The following is a 15,781-nucleotide window of genomic DNA, read 5'->3' as shown; positions in this document are numbered from 1 at the left end:
TTGCACACAGCCAAAAGGTCGGCGGCCAGTCGAAAGTGCCTATTTTGCTGAAGCCAAACCCCTTGGGCAAACGTATTTGATGTGCTTTTTTCATGAGTTTTATGAATGAACCCGAGACGACTTACCCCATCGATGTCGGTGCTGGTGGCCTTCGAGGCCGCCGCGCGGCATGGCAGCTTCACCAAGGCCGCCGAAGAACTGGCCCTGACCCAAAGCGCCGTCAGCCGCCAGGTCCAGGCCCTGGAGTCGCTGCTCGAAGTACCGTTATTCAGCCGTGACGGTCGGCATATCGAGCTGACCGCCGCCGGCGCGCTGTATCACCACGAACTGGCGGCGGCCCTGGCGCGCATCCGCAATGCCACCTTGCAGACCATCGCCCACAAGGCCGGCGGCGGCCCGCTGCACCTGGCGGTGTTGCCGACCTTCGGCTCGAAATGGCTATTGCCGCGCATGCATGACTTTTACGCCAGCCATCCGGGCACCCTGGTGCATATCCATTCGCGCATCGTCACCAGCGACCTGTCGAAAGACACCGCCGACATGCATGCGATCATCTGCGCCGGCACCGGCCACTGGCCCGGCTACGAGGCCCATCGCCTGCTGTCGGAAAAGCTCACCGTGGTGGCCAGCCCCAAGGCGCTGCCCGAGCATGGCTCGATGTCCGTCGCCGAGGTGGCCGGGCAATTGCTGCTGAACGTGGTCTCGCGCCCCGACGCCTGGCCCGAGTGGTTCGAGCAGAACGGCCTGCATCAGCGGGCGATGCGCATGGGGCCGGGCTTCGAGCTGACCGCGCACCTGATCCAGGCGGTGGTCGCCGGCATCGGCATCGGCCTGGTGCCGCGCATCCTGGTGCAGGACGAAATCCACAGCGGCGAGCTGGTGGCGCTGTTCGAGCCGGTGGACAGCGGCCGCGGCTATTACCTGGCCTACCCGACCCGCTATCAGCACTTGCCGTCGTTGCAGGCGTTCAGCCGCTGGCTGTTGTCGATTCCCTTTCCCGACAGCTGAGCACCCTGGCGTGACTCAGTCGTACTCGGCCTCCGCATGCTCGCCGAGCAGGCGCCGCTGACGCGCCGACGCCGCCGCTAGCACCTCGGGGTTGAAGCGCCAGTGCAGGTAGGGCGAAAACTTCTGCGCCACCATGCGCCGGCCGTAATGCACCTGTAGCAGGTAGCGGATGCGTCCGGCGCTGCTGTTCTCGCTGCCGGCATGCCACAGCTCGCTGCGAAACATCAGCGCGTCGCCGGCGCGGCACAGGACCGGCTGCGCCACTTGCCCATGCCAATGCTCCTCGCCGGCCCGCGGCGCTCGCCCGGCGCGATGGCTGCCCGGCAGCACCAGCGTCGGGCACAGGTCCGGGTCGATGTCGTCCAGGTACAGGTGGCAGGTGCAGACCTGCATCGGCAGCTCGAACGCCGGATCGCCGAGCAGGCTGCGCGGCAGTTGCATCGCCAGGTAATCCAGGTGCAGCCCCATTCCCTGGAAGCCCGGATGGCAGCGCCAGGCGGTCTGGCCGATGACATGGCAATCGTCGCCCAGGGCCGCTTCGGCCAGTTCGATGACGCCCGGCAGGTCGAGAAACGGCAGCCACAACGGGTCGCGGTTGAACACACATTTGTAGTGTTCGAGCGAGCCGCTGTAGTCCCAATGTTGCGGTTTCAGGCTGTCGATCGCGTGGCGCAGCAGCTTGATCTGCGCTGCGTCGAGCACCCCGGGCAGCAGCACGAAACCCTCGCGGTGCAAGGCCCGCAGACGTTCGTCGGTCAGTGCCGGCGGGATCGAAAGGCCGTTCATGGCCGCTAGTCGATGGGGCCGATATTGATCAGCCGGTCGCTGCCCAGCCCCGGCACCCTGGCCAGCACCTCGACCGGCGTGGCGGCGGAAAACTCGATGACATAACCCATGCCGCTGCCGTCCTCTTCCATGGCGATCACCCAACGTGCCACCTCGTCGGGGTTCAGGCTCAGCGCCTGCGCCACCCGGCGCTGGCGACGTTCCTCGAGCGTTTCGTCCAGGGAATAGTCGTTCATCTGGCTCAACCTCCAACGGCTAGCAGCCCCTCCGGGCCTGGGTGGCCCTTACAACAGCTGTGAAAACATTGTGGGCAAAAGTTGAATCCCGCTCCGTACGCCAAGACGAACGGCAGCTTTAACGCTAGAAACGGATCGCGGTTTTATCGCCTGTCCATCAACGAGTTTTCCTTCGAACGTTTCAGAAAGGGCCTAAAGCGCCGCGCCCGATCGGCCCCCTAGCATGCGTGGCTTATCCAGAAGCCGGGGCCGCTCATGCGCTTACTGACATGCGTTTATTGAAGGCCTCCGACCGGCAGGCACGGAACGCGCACGATCCGTATTTCGCCGAAACCCAGGTGCGCATGGCGCTGCAACGCAACAGGTCAAGCCTTGAAGGGTTGGACGAGCTGTTGCGCGAGCACTACACGATCAATAGCGATCGGGACATTCTGGCCGCCGTCAGCAACGGCGACTGGGTGTTGGTCACCGACAGTTCCGCCGCAACAGCGAGCGGCAGCCTGGTCTGCCCCGCGCCCGAACCGGAGCCGGTCTACCTGCGGCCAGACCCGTGGCCCGATCCCGTTCCTCGCACCGACCTGGTCTTCGCCAAGTCCATCAGCAGCGCGCCCTGGGGCACCACCCAGGCCGGCAGCGCCAACGAGCCCGCGGGCAACTTCGGCAAGACCATGCTCATGGCCTCCTCGGCGACCGAGGTCGGGCTCGGCAGGGTCGCCGGCGAACGGCTCCTCAGGAGCTTCGCCTGGTCAGTGCAGATGGCCGGCACCGCGGCCAGGACCCTCGGCGGCCCGGCGGGACAGGTGCTGCTCCTGGCCATGACTCCGACCCAGCTCGGCGACGACACCTTCTACAGCGAAGAACAACTGCGCGAACTGCGCGCCGCCACCACCCGGGTGCGCTTCCAGTTCCGCCGCGACAGCCAGGGTGTGCTGCAAATCCATGGCATCCACACCAGCGCCCAGTCGGGCCAGGACAGCGTCCCGGTGATCAAGGCCCACTGGAACGCCGACAAAAACGCCATGCAGGCCCACCTCGGCACGCTCACCATCACCTGGACACCGCACAACGGCCCAGTGGTCACCGCCCCGACACCCTACCCGGGGGTGACCGACGAACTGGCCAACCTCATGGTCCACCCCATCGCCGAAGGCGGCGACAGCCAACTCCAGGGCGCGCCCCTCGACGAGCTCAAGGTCGAAGACTGCATCATCACCTTCCCGATCGGCAGCGGCCTGCGCTCGCTGTACCTGGTCTTCGCCAAGCCCCTGGTCAACCCACTGGAAGTCGGCCCGGCGAATGATCTTTCCAATAGAAGCGTCAAGGATGGGTTGGATATTGATCACATACCGTCGCAGAAGGCGTTGGAGACTTTTTTGAAAGCAAACGTCCCGGGCATTTCCCAACCTGAAGTCAAAGATCATCTACGAAAAGCCCCAAGTGTCGCGATACCTCGCAAGGTGCATCAGAAGTACAGTGAGACGTATGGTGGTAGAAACACCAAGACCCAGCAGGCCAAGGATGCGGCTGACCTACGGACAGCCGTAGATACTAATCTCGATGCCATCAAGCCTTACCTTTTGGAAGAGGGTTTTACCGAAGAGCAGATCGAAATGGCACGCACGAACCTGCACAACCTCCATCAGGAACAAAACTGGTACTGATATGAACGCCGCAATGATTGATGACTTTGTTAAAAGTCTCGGACGTACTTACCCTGAATTGATCGCCTCTGGAATGTATCTTCCTGGCGGTCCGCCAACAGGTATTTTCGAGGACAGCGACACTTTATCTATGTCGCCTGAACCGGGTATTGAGCTGGGATTCTGGGCCAGCAATCAGCGGTTTGAAGATCTGTTCATTACTTTCCTGGAAACCTTTCCCGGAAGGCCCACCTACAAAGGATGGCTTCCCTATCAACTCAAAACAAAAATGAACCAGAGCTGGGTTAGATCCCAATACGGCGAGCCCTTGGAATCAAAAGGTCCTTACAAAATCCCAGTGCGTGGGCTGGTAGGCGGATGGGAAACCTATCGTTTTCCAGGCATGTCCAAAAACATCAATGTGTTGTTCAAGTACACCGTTGAGATGGAAGTGGAAGGGATAGTGTTCAGGCTGAACGAAAAATCCCCCCCTTAGTTTTACGAGGCACAGCTGGCACGAATATGAACGCCGCAATGATCGATGACCTGATTAAAAATATGGGGAGGACCTATCCCGAGTTGATCGCATCTGGAATGTATCTCCCTGGCGGGCCACCTAAAGGTATGTTCGAGGGCGATGAGAGCTCGTTCATGTCACCTGCAGCCGGAATAGATTTGGGCAGCCCAACATTTAGCTCTGTGTGGATAAGGCTTGTATTGGTATGAACGCCGTAATGATCGATGACTTGCTCAAAAACCTCGGGCGCACTTATCCCGAAATAATCGCCTCAGGAATGTATCTCCCAGGAGGACCACCAAAGGGCATCTTTGATGACAGCGACAGGATGACAGTGTCGCTGGAGCCAGGGATTGAATTGGGTTTTTGGGCCAGCATTCAACGTTTTGAAAACCTGTTCATTACCTTTCTTGAGGGTTTTGAAGGAGAGCCCATATACCGAGGGAGTATTCCCTACCAGCTCAAAACCAAGATGAATCAGACCTGGGTTAAATCTCAATATGGCGAGCCGCTGGAGTCAGGAGCGCCTTATAGAGTGCCTATCTCCGGCATGACGGGCGGCTGGGATACCTATCGTTTACCAGGCATGTCCAAGAGCATCCACGTGTTGTTCAAGTACACCGTCGACATGGAAGTGGAAGGCATCGTCTTCAGGCTGAACGAAAAATCCCAAGCACAGCATCTATAGGAAGACAGCCCGTGCTCCCCCAAGCGGAATGAAGCAGCACAAGGTGCTGCTCCCTTCAATCCCCCCGAATATACCCCTCCAACTGCCGAATCAGGTCCGCCTGCTCGACGATCGCTTCCTTCACCAGGTCGCCAATCGACAGCAAGCCAATCAGTTGTTCGCCCTCGAGCACCGGCAGGTGCCGCAGGTGGCTGTCGGTCATCACGGCCATGCAGCGTTCGATGCTGTGCTGGCTGTCGGCGGTGATGACCGGTGCACTCATGATCGCGCGGACCGGGGTGCCCACCGATGAGCGGCCTTGCAGCACCACCTTGCGCGCATAGTCGCGCTCGCTGATGACGCCGACCACCTGCCCGGCTTCCATCACCGGCAGCGCGCCGACATTTTTCTGCGCCATCATCTGCAGCGCTTCGAGCACCATCTGGTCCGGGCCGATGCTGTGCACCTGGCGGTTCTCCACGGCCTTCAACTTCAGCAACTGAGCAGCGGTTTTCATGGGCGTCTCCGAGACTTTCAAGCAACAGGAATTCCGGCCCCGCGCCGGGCGGCGCGGGGTCAGGCATGGATGTGTATTGAAGGAAGCGCGTGCGGCCTACTGCACGCCGATTTCCACCACGTCGCCGCGCAGCCGCGCCGGCCAGGTGCGCAGGCGTTGCTCCGGGTATTCCAGGCAGCTGCCGTCGGCCAGGCGAAAGTGCTGCTTGTACAAGGGCGAGGCGATTACCAGCTCATCCTTGATGCAGCCCACCAGGCCACGGCCGATCACGTTGGCGCCGGACTGCGGGTCATGGTTGTCGATGGCGTAGAGGGTCTGCTGTGGCGCATCCGGCAGGTAGATCAGCGCCACCTGGGCGCCGTCGTGCCACACCACCACGCCGCTGTGGCTGACCAGGTCCTGGCGGCTGCACACCGCCTGCCACTGCAGGCCGGGCTGCTCGGCGAATGCGCTTGCGATAGGTTGCAGGCTTGGCGACTGGCTCATCAGAGCACCTCCTCGGTGACAGGGATCAGGTTGAGTTCGGCGGCCATGATCGGCCGGCGCTGGCCGCGTTCCTGGACAAAATGGATGTCCGGGTCCGGGCGCTGGTCGTTGACGAAGGTGCGGAAGCGCTTGAGTTTTTCCGGGTCCTTGAGGGCGTTGGCCCATTCGCATTCGTAGCGGTCCACCACCAGTTGCATCTGCGCTTCCAGCTCGGCGCCCAGGCCCAGGCTGTCGTCGATCACCACCGCCTTGAGGTAGTCCAGGCCGCCCTCCAGGCTCTCGCGCCACACCGAGGTGCGTTGCAGGCGGTCGGCGGTGCGGATGTAGAACATCAGGAAGCGGTCGATGTAGCGGATCAGCGTCTGGTCGTCCAAGTCGGTGGCGAACAGCTCGGCGTGGCGCGGACGCATGCCGCCGTTGCCGCAGACGTAGAGGTTCCAGCCCTTCTCGGTGGCGATCACGCCGACGTCCTTGCTCTGCGCCTCGGCGCATTCGCGGGTGCAGCCGGACACCGCGAACTTGAGCTTGTGCGGCGAGCGCAGGCCCTTGTAGCGGTCCTCGATCTCCAGGGCCATGCGCACGCTGTCCTGCACGCCGTAGCGGCACCAGGTGCTGCCGACACAAGACTTCACGGTGCGGGTCGACTTGCCGTAGGCGTGCCCGGTCTCGAAGCCGGCGGCGATCAGCTCGGCCCAGATATCCGGTAGCTGGTGCAGCTGGGCGCCGAACAGGTCGATGCGCTGGCCGCCGGTGATCTTGGTGTAGAGGTCGTATTTCTTCGCCACCTGGCCGATCACGATCAGCTTGTCGGCGGTGATTTCGCCACCGGCGATGCGCGGCACCACCGAATAGGTGCCGTTTTTCTGCATGTTGGCCATGAAGGTGTCGTTGGTGTCCTGCAGCGGCACCAGGGAGCGGTCCATGATCGGCTGGTTCCAGCACGAAGCGAGGATCGAGCCCACCGCCGGCTTGCAGATATCGCAGCCGACGTGGCCACGGCCATGCTTGGCGAGCATCTCGTCGAAACTGAGGATGCCCTCGACCCGCACCAGCGCGTACAGCTCCTGGCGGGTATAGGCAAAGTGTTCGCACAGGCTCTTGTCGACGCTGACGCCACGGGCGATCAGTTCGTGCTCGAAGACCTGCTTGAGCAGGCCGGCGCAACCGCCGCAGCCGGTGCAGGCCTTGGTCCGGGCCTTGAGCTGGCCGAGCTCGGAACAGCCGCCGTCGATGGCCGAGCAGATCGCGCCCTTGGTCACGTTATGGCAGGAACAGACCGTGGCCGACTCGGGCAAGGCGCCCGGGCCGAGGGTCGGCGCGCCGGCGCTGGACGGCAGGATCAGGGCGGCCGGCTCGGCGGGCAAGACGATGCCGTTCTGCATGTACTGCAGCAAGGTGTCGTAGTAGCTGTTGTCGCCCACCAGCACGGCACCGAGCACCTGCTTGCCGCTGGCATCGACCACCAGGCGCCGGTAGCTGGCCGTGGCCTCGTCGATGAATTGATAGCTGCGCGCGCCCGGGGTCAGGCCCTGGGCGTCGCCGATGGAGCCGACATCGACCCCCAGCAGCTTGAGCTTGGTCGACATGTCCGCGCCCATGAAAGGCTCGGCAGGCTCGCCGCACAGCTGCGCGGCGACGCTGCGCGCCATCTGGTAACCCGGCGCCACCAGGCCGAAGATGCTGCCGTTCCAGCTGGCGCACTCACCGATCGCGTAGATATGCGGGTCGGCACTCAGGCATTGGTTGTCCACCACCACGCCGCCGCGCGGGCCGATTTCCAGGGCGCACTCACGGGCCAGGGCGTCCTGGGCGCGAATGCCCGCGGAGAACACGATCAGGTCGGTTTCCAGGAAGTCGTCGCCGCCAAAGTTCATCCGGTAGCGGTACTGCTCACCGGCGCCGATCGACTGGGTGCCCTTGCCCAGGTGCACGCCGACGCCCAGGGCTTCGATCCGTGCCTTCAAGGCGCGACCGCCCTGCTCGTCCAGCTGCACCGGCATCAGTCGCGGCGCAAACTCCACCACATGGGCTTCCAGGCCCAGGCTCTTCAAGGCGTTAGCCGCCTCCAGGCCGAGCAGCCCGCCGCCCACCACTACGCCGCGCCGGGCATTGGCGGCCGCGGCGCGAATCCCGTCGAGGTCTTGCAGGGTGCGGTAGACCAGGCGCGAGTCACCTGCGGCGCCCTCGATCGGCGGCACGAACGGATAAGAGCCGGTGGCCAGCACCAGCTTGTCGTAATGCACCGGGCCGGCGGCGGTGATGACCTGGCGGTGCTCGCGGTCGATGCGCAGCACCGCCACGCCCAGGTGCAGGGTCAGGCCGGGGGTCTGGTACAGCGCGGCATCGCCCAAGGCCAGGGATTCGGCGTCGCGACCGGTGAAATACTCGGACAGGTGCACCCGGTCGTAGGCGCGCATCGGCTCTTCGCTGAAGACATGCAGGCGGTACTGCTCAAGCGCGCCGTGCGCCACCAGCTGTTCGACGCAATGATGCCCGACCATGCCGTTGCCGATCACGATCAGGGTTTTGTGTGTGTTCAAAGGGGCAACAATGGCATTCATAAATAGCACCCGACCCAAGCCAATCACGGTTTTTTTAAAGCAAAAAAAAGCGCCTGAAACCTTACGGTTCCAGGCGCCTTTGCCTGTTATTTGCGGTGTGCGTTCGGGCTGCTGTGCCTGACTCACCGAGTGCCCATGGCCGGTTGGCCGCTCGATCTGCGTTGACCGAGGGGGCGGCCCGCCCGCGACATGCGCGGTGGGGCGTTAGCGGCTGTCTTGCAGCCTTTGTGCCAGGCTCCGTTGTTGGCCTTGAAACGCCCGGCTGGCGGGCGTTCGCGGTGTTTGCGCGAGGTTGCCGGGCGCGCATTCCACCAGCGGGATTCGCCTTAGCCTGGTGCAAGGCCGGGGCTGGCGCGCCTTATAAAAGTGCAGGCCCGGCCGATTCGACAACGCCCCAGGCACCCCGCGCGCCCTCAGCCGATGGACGCCAGGCGCTGCAGGAATGCCGCGCGCCGCTCGCGGTCCTGCTCTTCCTTGGCCAGCAGCTGCGGCAACAGCGCCTCGGCCCGCCGCCGGTCGAGAATGAACACGCCATCGTCGTCGCCAATGGCGATGTCCCCCGGCTTGACCTGCACCCCGGCGACCTCGATCGGCTGGTTGACCTGCCCTTGCTCGCCGATGCCGCGGGTGGTGTAGGCGCTCACGCCGCGACTGAACACCGGCAGGCGATGCTCGCGCAGGGCGGCGACATCGGTGACCGCGCCGCCCACCACCACCCCGGAAAGGCCCTTGATCAACCCGGCCAGGGTGCGCAACTCGCCCCAGCAGGCGCATTCCTGATCGCCCACGCACTGGATCACCAGCACATCCCCCGGTTCGCTGAGCAGCAGCGCCTCGCGCAGGATGCTGCCATCTGGTGGGAAGACCCTGGCCGTGACCACGTTGCCGAGCATGCGCAGCCCGTCGAACAGCGGGCGGATGCCGCGCAGGTAGCCGTCGTCGCCGAAGTGGCCGACGGTCGAGGCCGCGATGTTGCGGTATTGCTCGAGCAAGGCGGCGCTGGCCAGGGCTGGGTGGGGAGCGATCATCGGCATTTCCTCGGGCGCAGCAGCGGGCAGGTCGAGCAGTATTCGGCCGGCTCGGTGGCTTCGTAATAAAAGCAGCAGGTGCGGCGAAAGCGGATGCTCTTGCCCTCCTCCAGCTGCGTCGGCGGGCGGCGGAAGTGCCGCAGCGGGTTGTAGTCGAGGCCGAACAGCTGCGGCGCGGCCTCTTGCAGCAGCCAGTCGAAGTCCGCCTCGTGGCGCAGGCGGATCAGCGGGTCCGCGACCTTGCCCATGCGTTTTTCATACAGCGAATAGACCCGCACCGCGGTGTTTTCCCAGAGGATGCGCCGGGAAATCCCGCTGACCCGGTTGAAGGTCTGCCACAGCGGCGCCAGCAGCCCGGCAAACAGCGACTCGACAATCGCCGCGCGCCAGGCCTCGCGCTCGCCCGCGGCATAGGCCTGGGGCGCGCGGTCCGCCAGCGGCATCGACGAAGTCCAGAGCCCGTCGTCGTGGCCGTACTCGATCACGCAATCGTCCAGCGACAGCAGCAGGCCCTGGTCGCACACCGACATGGCGTACAGGCAGGCGCCGGTCGCCAGGAAGGAAAACCGCTTGGCCAGCAGCGAAGCGGTGATCGCCCGGGTCGGCGAACCGATCACCGGCCCCAGTTGGTCGAGCAGCGCGATGCAGGTGTCATCGTCCAGCAGCGCCCGGGCGCTCAGCGAGCGCTGGCGGTCGCGTTGCGCCATGGGCTTGAGGCGCAGCGGCCCGCAGAGCACGTCCCAGTCTTGCGGGTTGAACGCGGTTTGCAGGCTCATTGCGGCAGTTCCCGGCCAAAGGGAATGCACAGCGGCGTGCCGAAGAACGGGTCTTCGATGATCCGGCAATTGAGGTCGAACACCTGCTTGACCAGGGCCTCGGTCAGGATCTGCGCCGGCTGGCCCTGGGCGAACGCGGTGCGCTGGTGCACCGCCACCATGTGGTCGGCGTAGCGGCAGGCCAGGTTGAGGTCGTGCAGGACCATGACGATGGTCTTGTTCTCCTGGCGATTGAGTTCGCGCAGCAGGTCCAGCACCTCGATCTGATGCGCCAGGTCGAGAAAGGTGGTGGGCTCGTCGAGCAGCACGATCTCGGTGTCCTGGGCCAGGGTCATGGCGATCCACACACGCTGGCGCTGGCCGCCGGACAAGGCGTCCACCGGCCGCTCCGCCAGGGCCTGCACGCCGGTTTGCAAGAGCGCGCGCTCGACCATGGCTTCGTCCTGCGCCGACCATTGCTGCATCCAGTTCTGGTAGGGATAGCGCCCCAGCGCCACCAGCTGGCGCACGGTGATGCCTTCGGGGGCGCTGGGCATCTGCGGCAGGATCGCCAGCTCGCGGGCCACCGCCGCGGTGGATTTGCGCTGGATATCCTCGCCATTGAGGATCACCGAGCCCTGCTGCGGCTTGAGCAGCCGCGCCAGGGACTTGAGCAAGGTGCTTTTGCCGCAGCCGTTGCTGCCGATCAGCACCGACACCTTGCCCGCCGGCAGTTGCAGGTCCAGCCCGTCGATAATCACCTGGCGCTGATAGCCCAGGGTCAGTTGATGGGTCGCCATCGAGGCCATCGAGGTTTCCTTAATGCCGCTGGTTGATCAAAAGATAAAGAAAGAACGGCGTGCCCAGCACCGCGACGAAAATTCCCGCGGGCAAGTCCAGCGGCAGGAACAGGGTACGGCCGATCAGGTCGGCCACTATCACCAGGTTGGCGCCGACCAGCGCCGCCATCACCGCCTGCCCGGCAAAGCCCGGGGCCACCAGGCGCTTGGCGATATGCGGGGCGATCAGGCCGACAAAGGCAATCGCCCCGCCCCAGGCCACCGCCGCCCCGGCCAGCGCCACGCTGACCAGCAACAGGCCGGCGCGCAGCCACTGTACCCGCACCCCGATGCCTTGGGCCAAGGCATCGTCCAGTTGTTGCACCCGCACCTGGCGGGCCAGCCACACCAGCAGCGGCAGGATCGCCAGCAGCCAGCCGGCCAGGGCACGCGGCTCCGGCCAGCTGGCGCCATAGACGCTGCCGGTGAGCCAGACATAGGCCGACAAGGTCGTGGTCAGCGGGCTGAACACCAAGGTGAAGGTGGTGACCGCCGTCAGCAGCGCCGACACGCCGACGCCGATCAGCACCAGGCGCAGCGGCGAAGTGCCCTGCTTCCAGGCCAGCAGGTAAATGGCCAGGGCCGCCAGCCCGGCGCCGAGCATCGCCGCCAGCGGCAGGAACCGTGGGCCCAGCAATAGCGAGAAGAACGACAGGTACAGCACCGCCGCGGCACTGGCGCCGCTGGTGATGCCCAGCAGGTCGGGAGACGCCAGCGGGTTGCGGATGATGCTCTGCAGAATCAGCCCGGAGACCGCCAGCGCCGCGCCGACCAGGGCCGCCAGCAGTAGGCGCGGCAGGCGCAGTTGCTCGACGATGAACAGCAGGCGCTCGTCGCCGCCGCGCCACAGCAGCTCCAGCACGGCCAGTGGCGACAGGTTGAGCTTGCCCAGGGACAAGGCGCCGAGCATCACCAGCGCCGTCGCCGCCACGGCCAGCAGCAGCCGCCACAGGGTGGCCAGGTCGATACGCCGCGAAAAGCCGGCGGTGCGCAGGGTCAGAGTGTCATTCATAACGGCCTCCACGGCGCGCCAGCAAGATGAAGAACGGCGCGCCGAACAGCGCGGTCATCACCCCCACCGGCACCTCCTGCGGCAGGATCACCACCCGCGCCAGGGTATCGGCCAGCAGCAACAGGCACGCGCCGGCCAAGGCGCAACCGGGCAACAGCCAGCGATGATCGATGGACAGGCCCTTGCGCACCATGTGCGGCACCAGCAGGCCGATAAAGCCGATGCTCCCGGCCAGGGCCACGGCACTGCCCGCCAGGCCGATGATCAACACGCTCATCAGCAGGCGGATCAGCCCGGTGCGCTGGCCCAGGCCGATGGCGATCGCATCGCCGGCGTTGAGCACATTGACCTGCCCGGCCAGCAACAAGGCGCCGAGCAAGGCCAGCAGCACGCCGACCAGCAAGGGCGCGGTCAGGGCCAGGTCGCGCTCGGTCAAGGACCCGGCCAGCCAGAACAGCACGGTGTCCAGCCCCTCCTGGTTGACCACCAGCAGCGCCTGGCTGAAGGCGGAAAACAGCGCGGTCATCGCCGCGCCGGCGAGCACGATGCGCAGCGGGCTGAGGCTGCCCAGCCCGCGGTTGCCGATCAGCCACACCAGGCTGCCGGCCACCGCCGCGCCGATAAAGGCACACCACAGCCACTGCTGCGGGTCGTGCAATGCCAGCAGCGACGAGCCGAGGATGATGGCGAAAGTCGCGCCGGCATTGACCCCGAACAGCCCCGGCGAAGCCAGGGGGTTGCGGGTCAGCGCCTGCATCAAGGCGCCGGCCACCGCCAGGCTGGCGCCGACGGCCACCGCCATCAGGGTCCGCGACAGCCGCGTCGTCACCACCAGGCCATGGGCCGGGCTCAAGGCATCGGGGTGCAGCAAGGTGCCGACGATCTGCTGCGGGGCGATCCAGCTGGCGCCGCTCGACAGGCTCAGCAGCATGCACAGCAACAGCAGCAGCGCCAGGGCCGAAAGTTTCAGGGCCGGGCTCATGTCGCCGCCCGGGCGATTTCGTCGAGCATCAGGTTGGCGCCCAGGATGCCCCCGGACAGGCTCCAGGCCACGCTGTCGACGCGCCACACCAGCCCGTCCCGCGGTGCCTGCAATTGCTGCCACAGCGGATGGTGCACCAGGTTCTGGTAATGGCGTTGCGCGGCCGGGCTGTCGCTGCGCTGGAAGACGAAGAACAGATCGGCGTTGACCACCGGCAGGCTCTCCTTACTGGTGAGTTTGAGGGACACGCCATGGGCCTCGCGGGCCGCTGGCGTCCAGGCGAAGCCCAGCTCGCTGAGCACCGAGCCGGCAAAGCTTGCCGGCAGGTAGCTGCGAATGTGGTCCTCGCGAATATCCAGCACCGCGACGGTCAGCGGCCAGCGCCCGGCAAAGCGCGCCTGCAGCTGCTCGCGCAGCTGGTCCAGGCGTTGCCGCCACTGGGCCAACAGGTCCATGGCCTGCCGTTGCCGACCGAGCGCCGCGCCCATCAGCGCCAGGGTGCGCTTGAACTCGAACACTTCGTCGAGCATCACCACCTTGCCCATCTGTTCCAGCAAGGGCGCGATGCGCTGGTGGCGAAAACGCGAGGCGACGATCAGGTCCGGGCGCAGCAAGGCGATGTCCTCCAGGCTCGGCTGGGTTTCCAGGCCGACATGGGGCACCCCCTGCACGGCCGGGCGCAGGTAGCGGTACATGGGCTTCTCGCTCCAGGAGTCGACGATGCCGCAGGGCGTCACGCCCAACGCCACGGCGCTGTCGGTGGCACCCTGGAACAGGGTGACCAGGCGCAGCGGCTCGGCGCGGGCGATCTGCGGCAAGGCCAGCAATCCCAGGGACAGGCGCAACAGCGTGCGCCTGCCGGGATGGAGCAGCGGGTCCGGCTTCACGGGGCCAGGCGCTGGAACGGGTTGACCACTTCGCCCTTGCCGAACGGCATGCTGCCCGGGCCGCCGGCGCGTTCGATCATCGGCGTCAGCAGCAGCTTCTGTGGCCAGCGCGGGGCGTCGAACAGCTGGTGCTTGATCATCGCCCGCGCCTCGTCGTCGAAGTCGATGCTGTCCAGCAAGCCGTCCAGCACTTCGCGCAGGGTGCTCCACAGCTCGGTCGCCGGCAGCGCGTAGACCTGGGCCAGGGTGTCGATGATCGCCCGCACGTTGACCTGGATCGCCAGGGTCTGCAGCCAGAACAGCAGGTCTTCGGGGCGCTGGTGGTACAGGGTATTGGCGTGGCCTTTCTTGATCCGGTACTCCGGGTCGGCCATGCCGTTGCGCTCCAGCCACGGCACGAAAATGCGCAGCGAATCGTGGTCGCGCAGCAGCAGGCCCTGGGCCTGGCCGGCCTTCCACACCAGCACCGCGTTCTGCCCGTGCACCTCGCCGAGCATGCCCAGGCGGAACATCCGCAGGTTGACGTCGAAGAAACGCTGGCACAGCTCGCCGAACAGGGTCAGCACCGACGCCTGGGTCACCGGCAGTTCGCGGTACTGCATCCACTCGTCGAAGAAGTGCCGGTTGCTGCCGGGCAACGGCGTGCCCAGGGCGGCCATCGGCAGCAGGCGGCAATCCGGGTCGTCGAGCAAGGCTTGCGGGTAACCGCGGACCATCGCCGACAGGTGCCGCGGCGCCTCGTCGAACAAGGTCGCCTGGGGCGGCATGAAGGCCCACCATTTGCTCTCGTCGCACAGGTGCAGGCTCTGTTCCAGCACCGGGTCGAGGCGGCGCACCTGATGCAGCAGCGCCTCGCTGAGGCCGCCGTTGATCATCTTCACCGCCGGCAGGTAGCGCGAGGCGCCCAGGGAATAGATGGCCATCGGCAGCTTGAGGTAGTCGGCGCTGGCGAAACACGGGGTCATCGAACGCAGCGACGAGGTGGCGAACACCGTGGCCTCGCTGAAGTCCAGGCGCTGGCAGTCGCCACGGGCGAAGGCATCGCCCAGCTGCGCCTGCAACACATGCTCGAACTGCCACGGGTGCACCGGCAGGGCCACATGGCTGTCGCCGATACCGCGCTCGCGCAACTCCGCGGCCAGGCGTTCCTGCAAGGTTTCAGGCAACAGGTAGCGCGCCGGGTAGACCTGTTCCAGGTCCGCCACACCCGCGCCGCATTGCAGCAGGCTCTTGTGCACCGCCACCCAGTTCAGCGCCACCGGCCGGGCGAATTCAGCCTGGTATTGCTGGTATTCGGCCTGCAACAAACCCTGCTTGGCCTTGGCCAGCGGGTGGTACGGGCGGTCGCGCAGCGAGGCCCACTGCTCCATGGTGCGGAAGAAGGTGGCGCCGTCCTGGGCCATCAGGCCCTGGTGGTCGACCCGGTGCTCCAGCGACAAGGCGGTCTGCCAGACGCTGATGTGCAGCACTTCGAGGAACAGCGTCAGGCCCTTTTCGTTGTCCTGGAAGCGCGGGCCCATGCCGGTGAACACCCGGCGCATGAACTCCACCGGGGTCAAGGTGGTCCAGCGCTGCTCCTGGCGGACCAACACCGGCGTGCCCGGGACTTTTTCCCATTGCTGGGTGATGCCCGGGCGCAGGGCGATGCTGATGAAGTGCTGTTCCTGGGCGTCGCAGCACCATTCCCAGATCCGCTGTTGCGCATCGCTGCCTTCAAGGGCGGGCGCTTGCGGATGGTCCTGGCGCCATTGGCTGGCGCTGAGCAACGGCGAGGGTTCGCGACCAAAGAAGTCTTCGGCGAGCAGGCAATCGATCAGGTCCTGCATCACCAGTTCGGCGGCCATGGAGGTGAAATTCATC

General features: G+C 65.4%; 16 protein-coding genes. 4 read left to right on the top strand and 12 right to left on the bottom strand.

Annotated features, from left to right (window positions below):
- Nucleotides 1-105: 105 nt before the first annotated feature.
- The gene (locus tag BLV20_RS02405) at nucleotides 106-1,008 is read left to right on the top strand and encodes a LysR substrate-binding domain-containing protein (protein ID WP_092296456.1); all 903 of its coding nucleotides are present in this window, start codon (nucleotides 106-108) and stop codon (nucleotides 1,006-1,008) included.
- A 15-nt stretch (nucleotides 1,009-1,023) separates the two neighbouring features.
- Here the strand turns inward: BLV20_RS02405 and BLV20_RS02400 are convergent, their stop codons facing one another.
- Together BLV20_RS02400 and BLV20_RS02395 are read right to left on the bottom strand one after the other, a co-directional pair.
- The gene (locus BLV20_RS02400; protein WP_092296453.1) at nucleotides 1,024-1,794 is read right to left on the bottom strand and encodes a phytanoyl-CoA dioxygenase family protein; all 771 of its coding nucleotides are present in this window, start codon (nucleotides 1,792-1,794) and stop codon (nucleotides 1,024-1,026) included.
- A 5-nt stretch (nucleotides 1,795-1,799) separates the two neighbouring features.
- Nucleotides 1,800-2,030, bottom strand: coding sequence for an SPDY domain-containing protein (locus BLV20_RS02395; protein WP_092296450.1), 231 nt, complete (start codon nucleotides 2,028-2,030; stop codon nucleotides 1,800-1,802).
- 269 nt (nucleotides 2,031-2,299) lie between these two features.
- Here BLV20_RS02395 and BLV20_RS02390 point away from each other — a divergent pair, with 269 nt between their 5' ends.
- From BLV20_RS02390 to BLV20_RS02375, 3 genes are all read left to right on the top strand, one after another.
- A complete protein-coding gene (locus BLV20_RS02390; protein ID WP_092296447.1) occupies nucleotides 2,300-3,691 on the top strand; it encodes an S-type pyocin domain-containing protein in 1,392 nt (463 codons plus the stop codon).
- A 1-nt stretch (nucleotide 3,692) separates the two neighbouring features.
- Nucleotides 3,693-4,166, top strand: a complete 474-nt coding sequence (locus tag BLV20_RS02385) for a DUF6392 family protein (RefSeq protein ID WP_256577636.1) — start codon at nucleotides 3,693-3,695, stop codon at nucleotides 4,164-4,166.
- A 238-nt stretch (nucleotides 4,167-4,404) separates the two neighbouring features.
- Nucleotides 4,405-4,875: a DUF6392 family protein gene (locus tag BLV20_RS02375; RefSeq protein WP_092297002.1), complete on the top strand. Its 471-nt coding sequence runs from the start codon at nucleotides 4,405-4,407 to the stop codon at nucleotides 4,873-4,875.
- Between the two features lie 55 nt (nucleotides 4,876-4,930).
- Here BLV20_RS02375 and BLV20_RS02370 read toward each other — a convergent pair whose 3' ends face one another.
- The 10 genes from BLV20_RS02370 to BLV20_RS02325 all read right to left on the bottom strand — a co-directional run bounded on the left by BLV20_RS02370 (nucleotide 4,931) and on the right by BLV20_RS02325 (nucleotide 15,780).
- Complete coding sequence (locus tag BLV20_RS02370; protein ID WP_092296441.1) at nucleotides 4,931-5,371, bottom strand: CBS domain-containing protein; 441 nt, start codon at nucleotides 5,369-5,371, stop codon at nucleotides 4,931-4,933.
- A 96-nt stretch (nucleotides 5,372-5,467) separates the two neighbouring features.
- Nucleotides 5,468-5,857, bottom strand: a complete 390-nt coding sequence (gene nirD, locus BLV20_RS02365) for a nitrite reductase small subunit NirD (RefSeq protein WP_092296438.1) — start codon at nucleotides 5,855-5,857, stop codon at nucleotides 5,468-5,470.
- Nucleotides 5,857-8,418: a nitrite reductase large subunit NirB gene (gene nirB / locus BLV20_RS02360; protein WP_092296435.1), complete on the bottom strand. Its 2,562-nt coding sequence runs from the start codon at nucleotides 8,416-8,418 to the stop codon at nucleotides 5,857-5,859. The genes nirD and nirB overlap by 1 nt, the downstream gene beginning before the upstream one ends.
- A 413-nt stretch (nucleotides 8,419-8,831) precedes the next feature.
- On the bottom strand, nucleotides 8,832-9,446 hold the full coding sequence (locus BLV20_RS02355) for an RraA family protein (protein WP_092296432.1): 615 nt from the start codon (nucleotides 9,444-9,446) through the stop codon (nucleotides 8,832-8,834).
- Nucleotides 9,443-10,222 (bottom strand): IucA/IucC family C-terminal-domain containing protein, encoded by a 780-nt coding sequence (locus BLV20_RS02350; RefSeq protein WP_092296429.1) that lies wholly within the window; start codon nucleotides 10,220-10,222, stop codon nucleotides 9,443-9,445. Before BLV20_RS02350 ends, BLV20_RS02355 begins: the two co-directional genes overlap by 4 nt.
- Complete coding sequence (locus BLV20_RS02345; protein WP_092296426.1) at nucleotides 10,219-11,010, bottom strand: ABC transporter ATP-binding protein; 792 nt, start codon at nucleotides 11,008-11,010, stop codon at nucleotides 10,219-10,221. The genes BLV20_RS02350 and BLV20_RS02345 overlap by 4 nt, the downstream gene beginning before the upstream one ends.
- A gap of 10 nt (nucleotides 11,011-11,020) precedes the next feature.
- Nucleotides 11,021-12,052: a FecCD family ABC transporter permease gene (locus tag BLV20_RS02340; protein WP_092296423.1), complete on the bottom strand. Its 1,032-nt coding sequence runs from the start codon at nucleotides 12,050-12,052 to the stop codon at nucleotides 11,021-11,023.
- On the bottom strand, nucleotides 12,045-13,034 hold the full coding sequence (locus tag BLV20_RS02335) for a FecCD family ABC transporter permease (RefSeq protein WP_092296420.1): 990 nt from the start codon (nucleotides 13,032-13,034) through the stop codon (nucleotides 12,045-12,047). Before BLV20_RS02335 ends, BLV20_RS02340 begins: the two co-directional genes overlap by 8 nt.
- Nucleotides 13,031-13,921, bottom strand: a complete 891-nt coding sequence (locus tag BLV20_RS02330) for an ABC transporter substrate-binding protein (RefSeq protein ID WP_092296417.1) — start codon at nucleotides 13,919-13,921, stop codon at nucleotides 13,031-13,033. Before BLV20_RS02330 ends, BLV20_RS02335 begins: the two co-directional genes overlap by 4 nt.
- Complete coding sequence (locus BLV20_RS02325) at nucleotides 13,918-15,780, bottom strand: IucA/IucC family protein (RefSeq protein WP_092296414.1); 1,863 nt, start codon at nucleotides 15,778-15,780, stop codon at nucleotides 13,918-13,920. The genes BLV20_RS02330 and BLV20_RS02325 overlap by 4 nt, the downstream gene beginning before the upstream one ends.
- Between the last annotated feature and the right edge of the window lies 1 nt (nucleotide 15,781).

The sequence above is a fragment of the Pseudomonas sp. NFIX28 genome (assembly GCF_900107395.1).
Taxonomy (GTDB): domain Bacteria; phylum Pseudomonadota; class Gammaproteobacteria; order Pseudomonadales; family Pseudomonadaceae; genus Aquipseudomonas.
The sequence above is the reverse complement of the archived record's forward strand: the minus strand, read 5'-3'. Positions and strand labels throughout refer to the sequence as shown.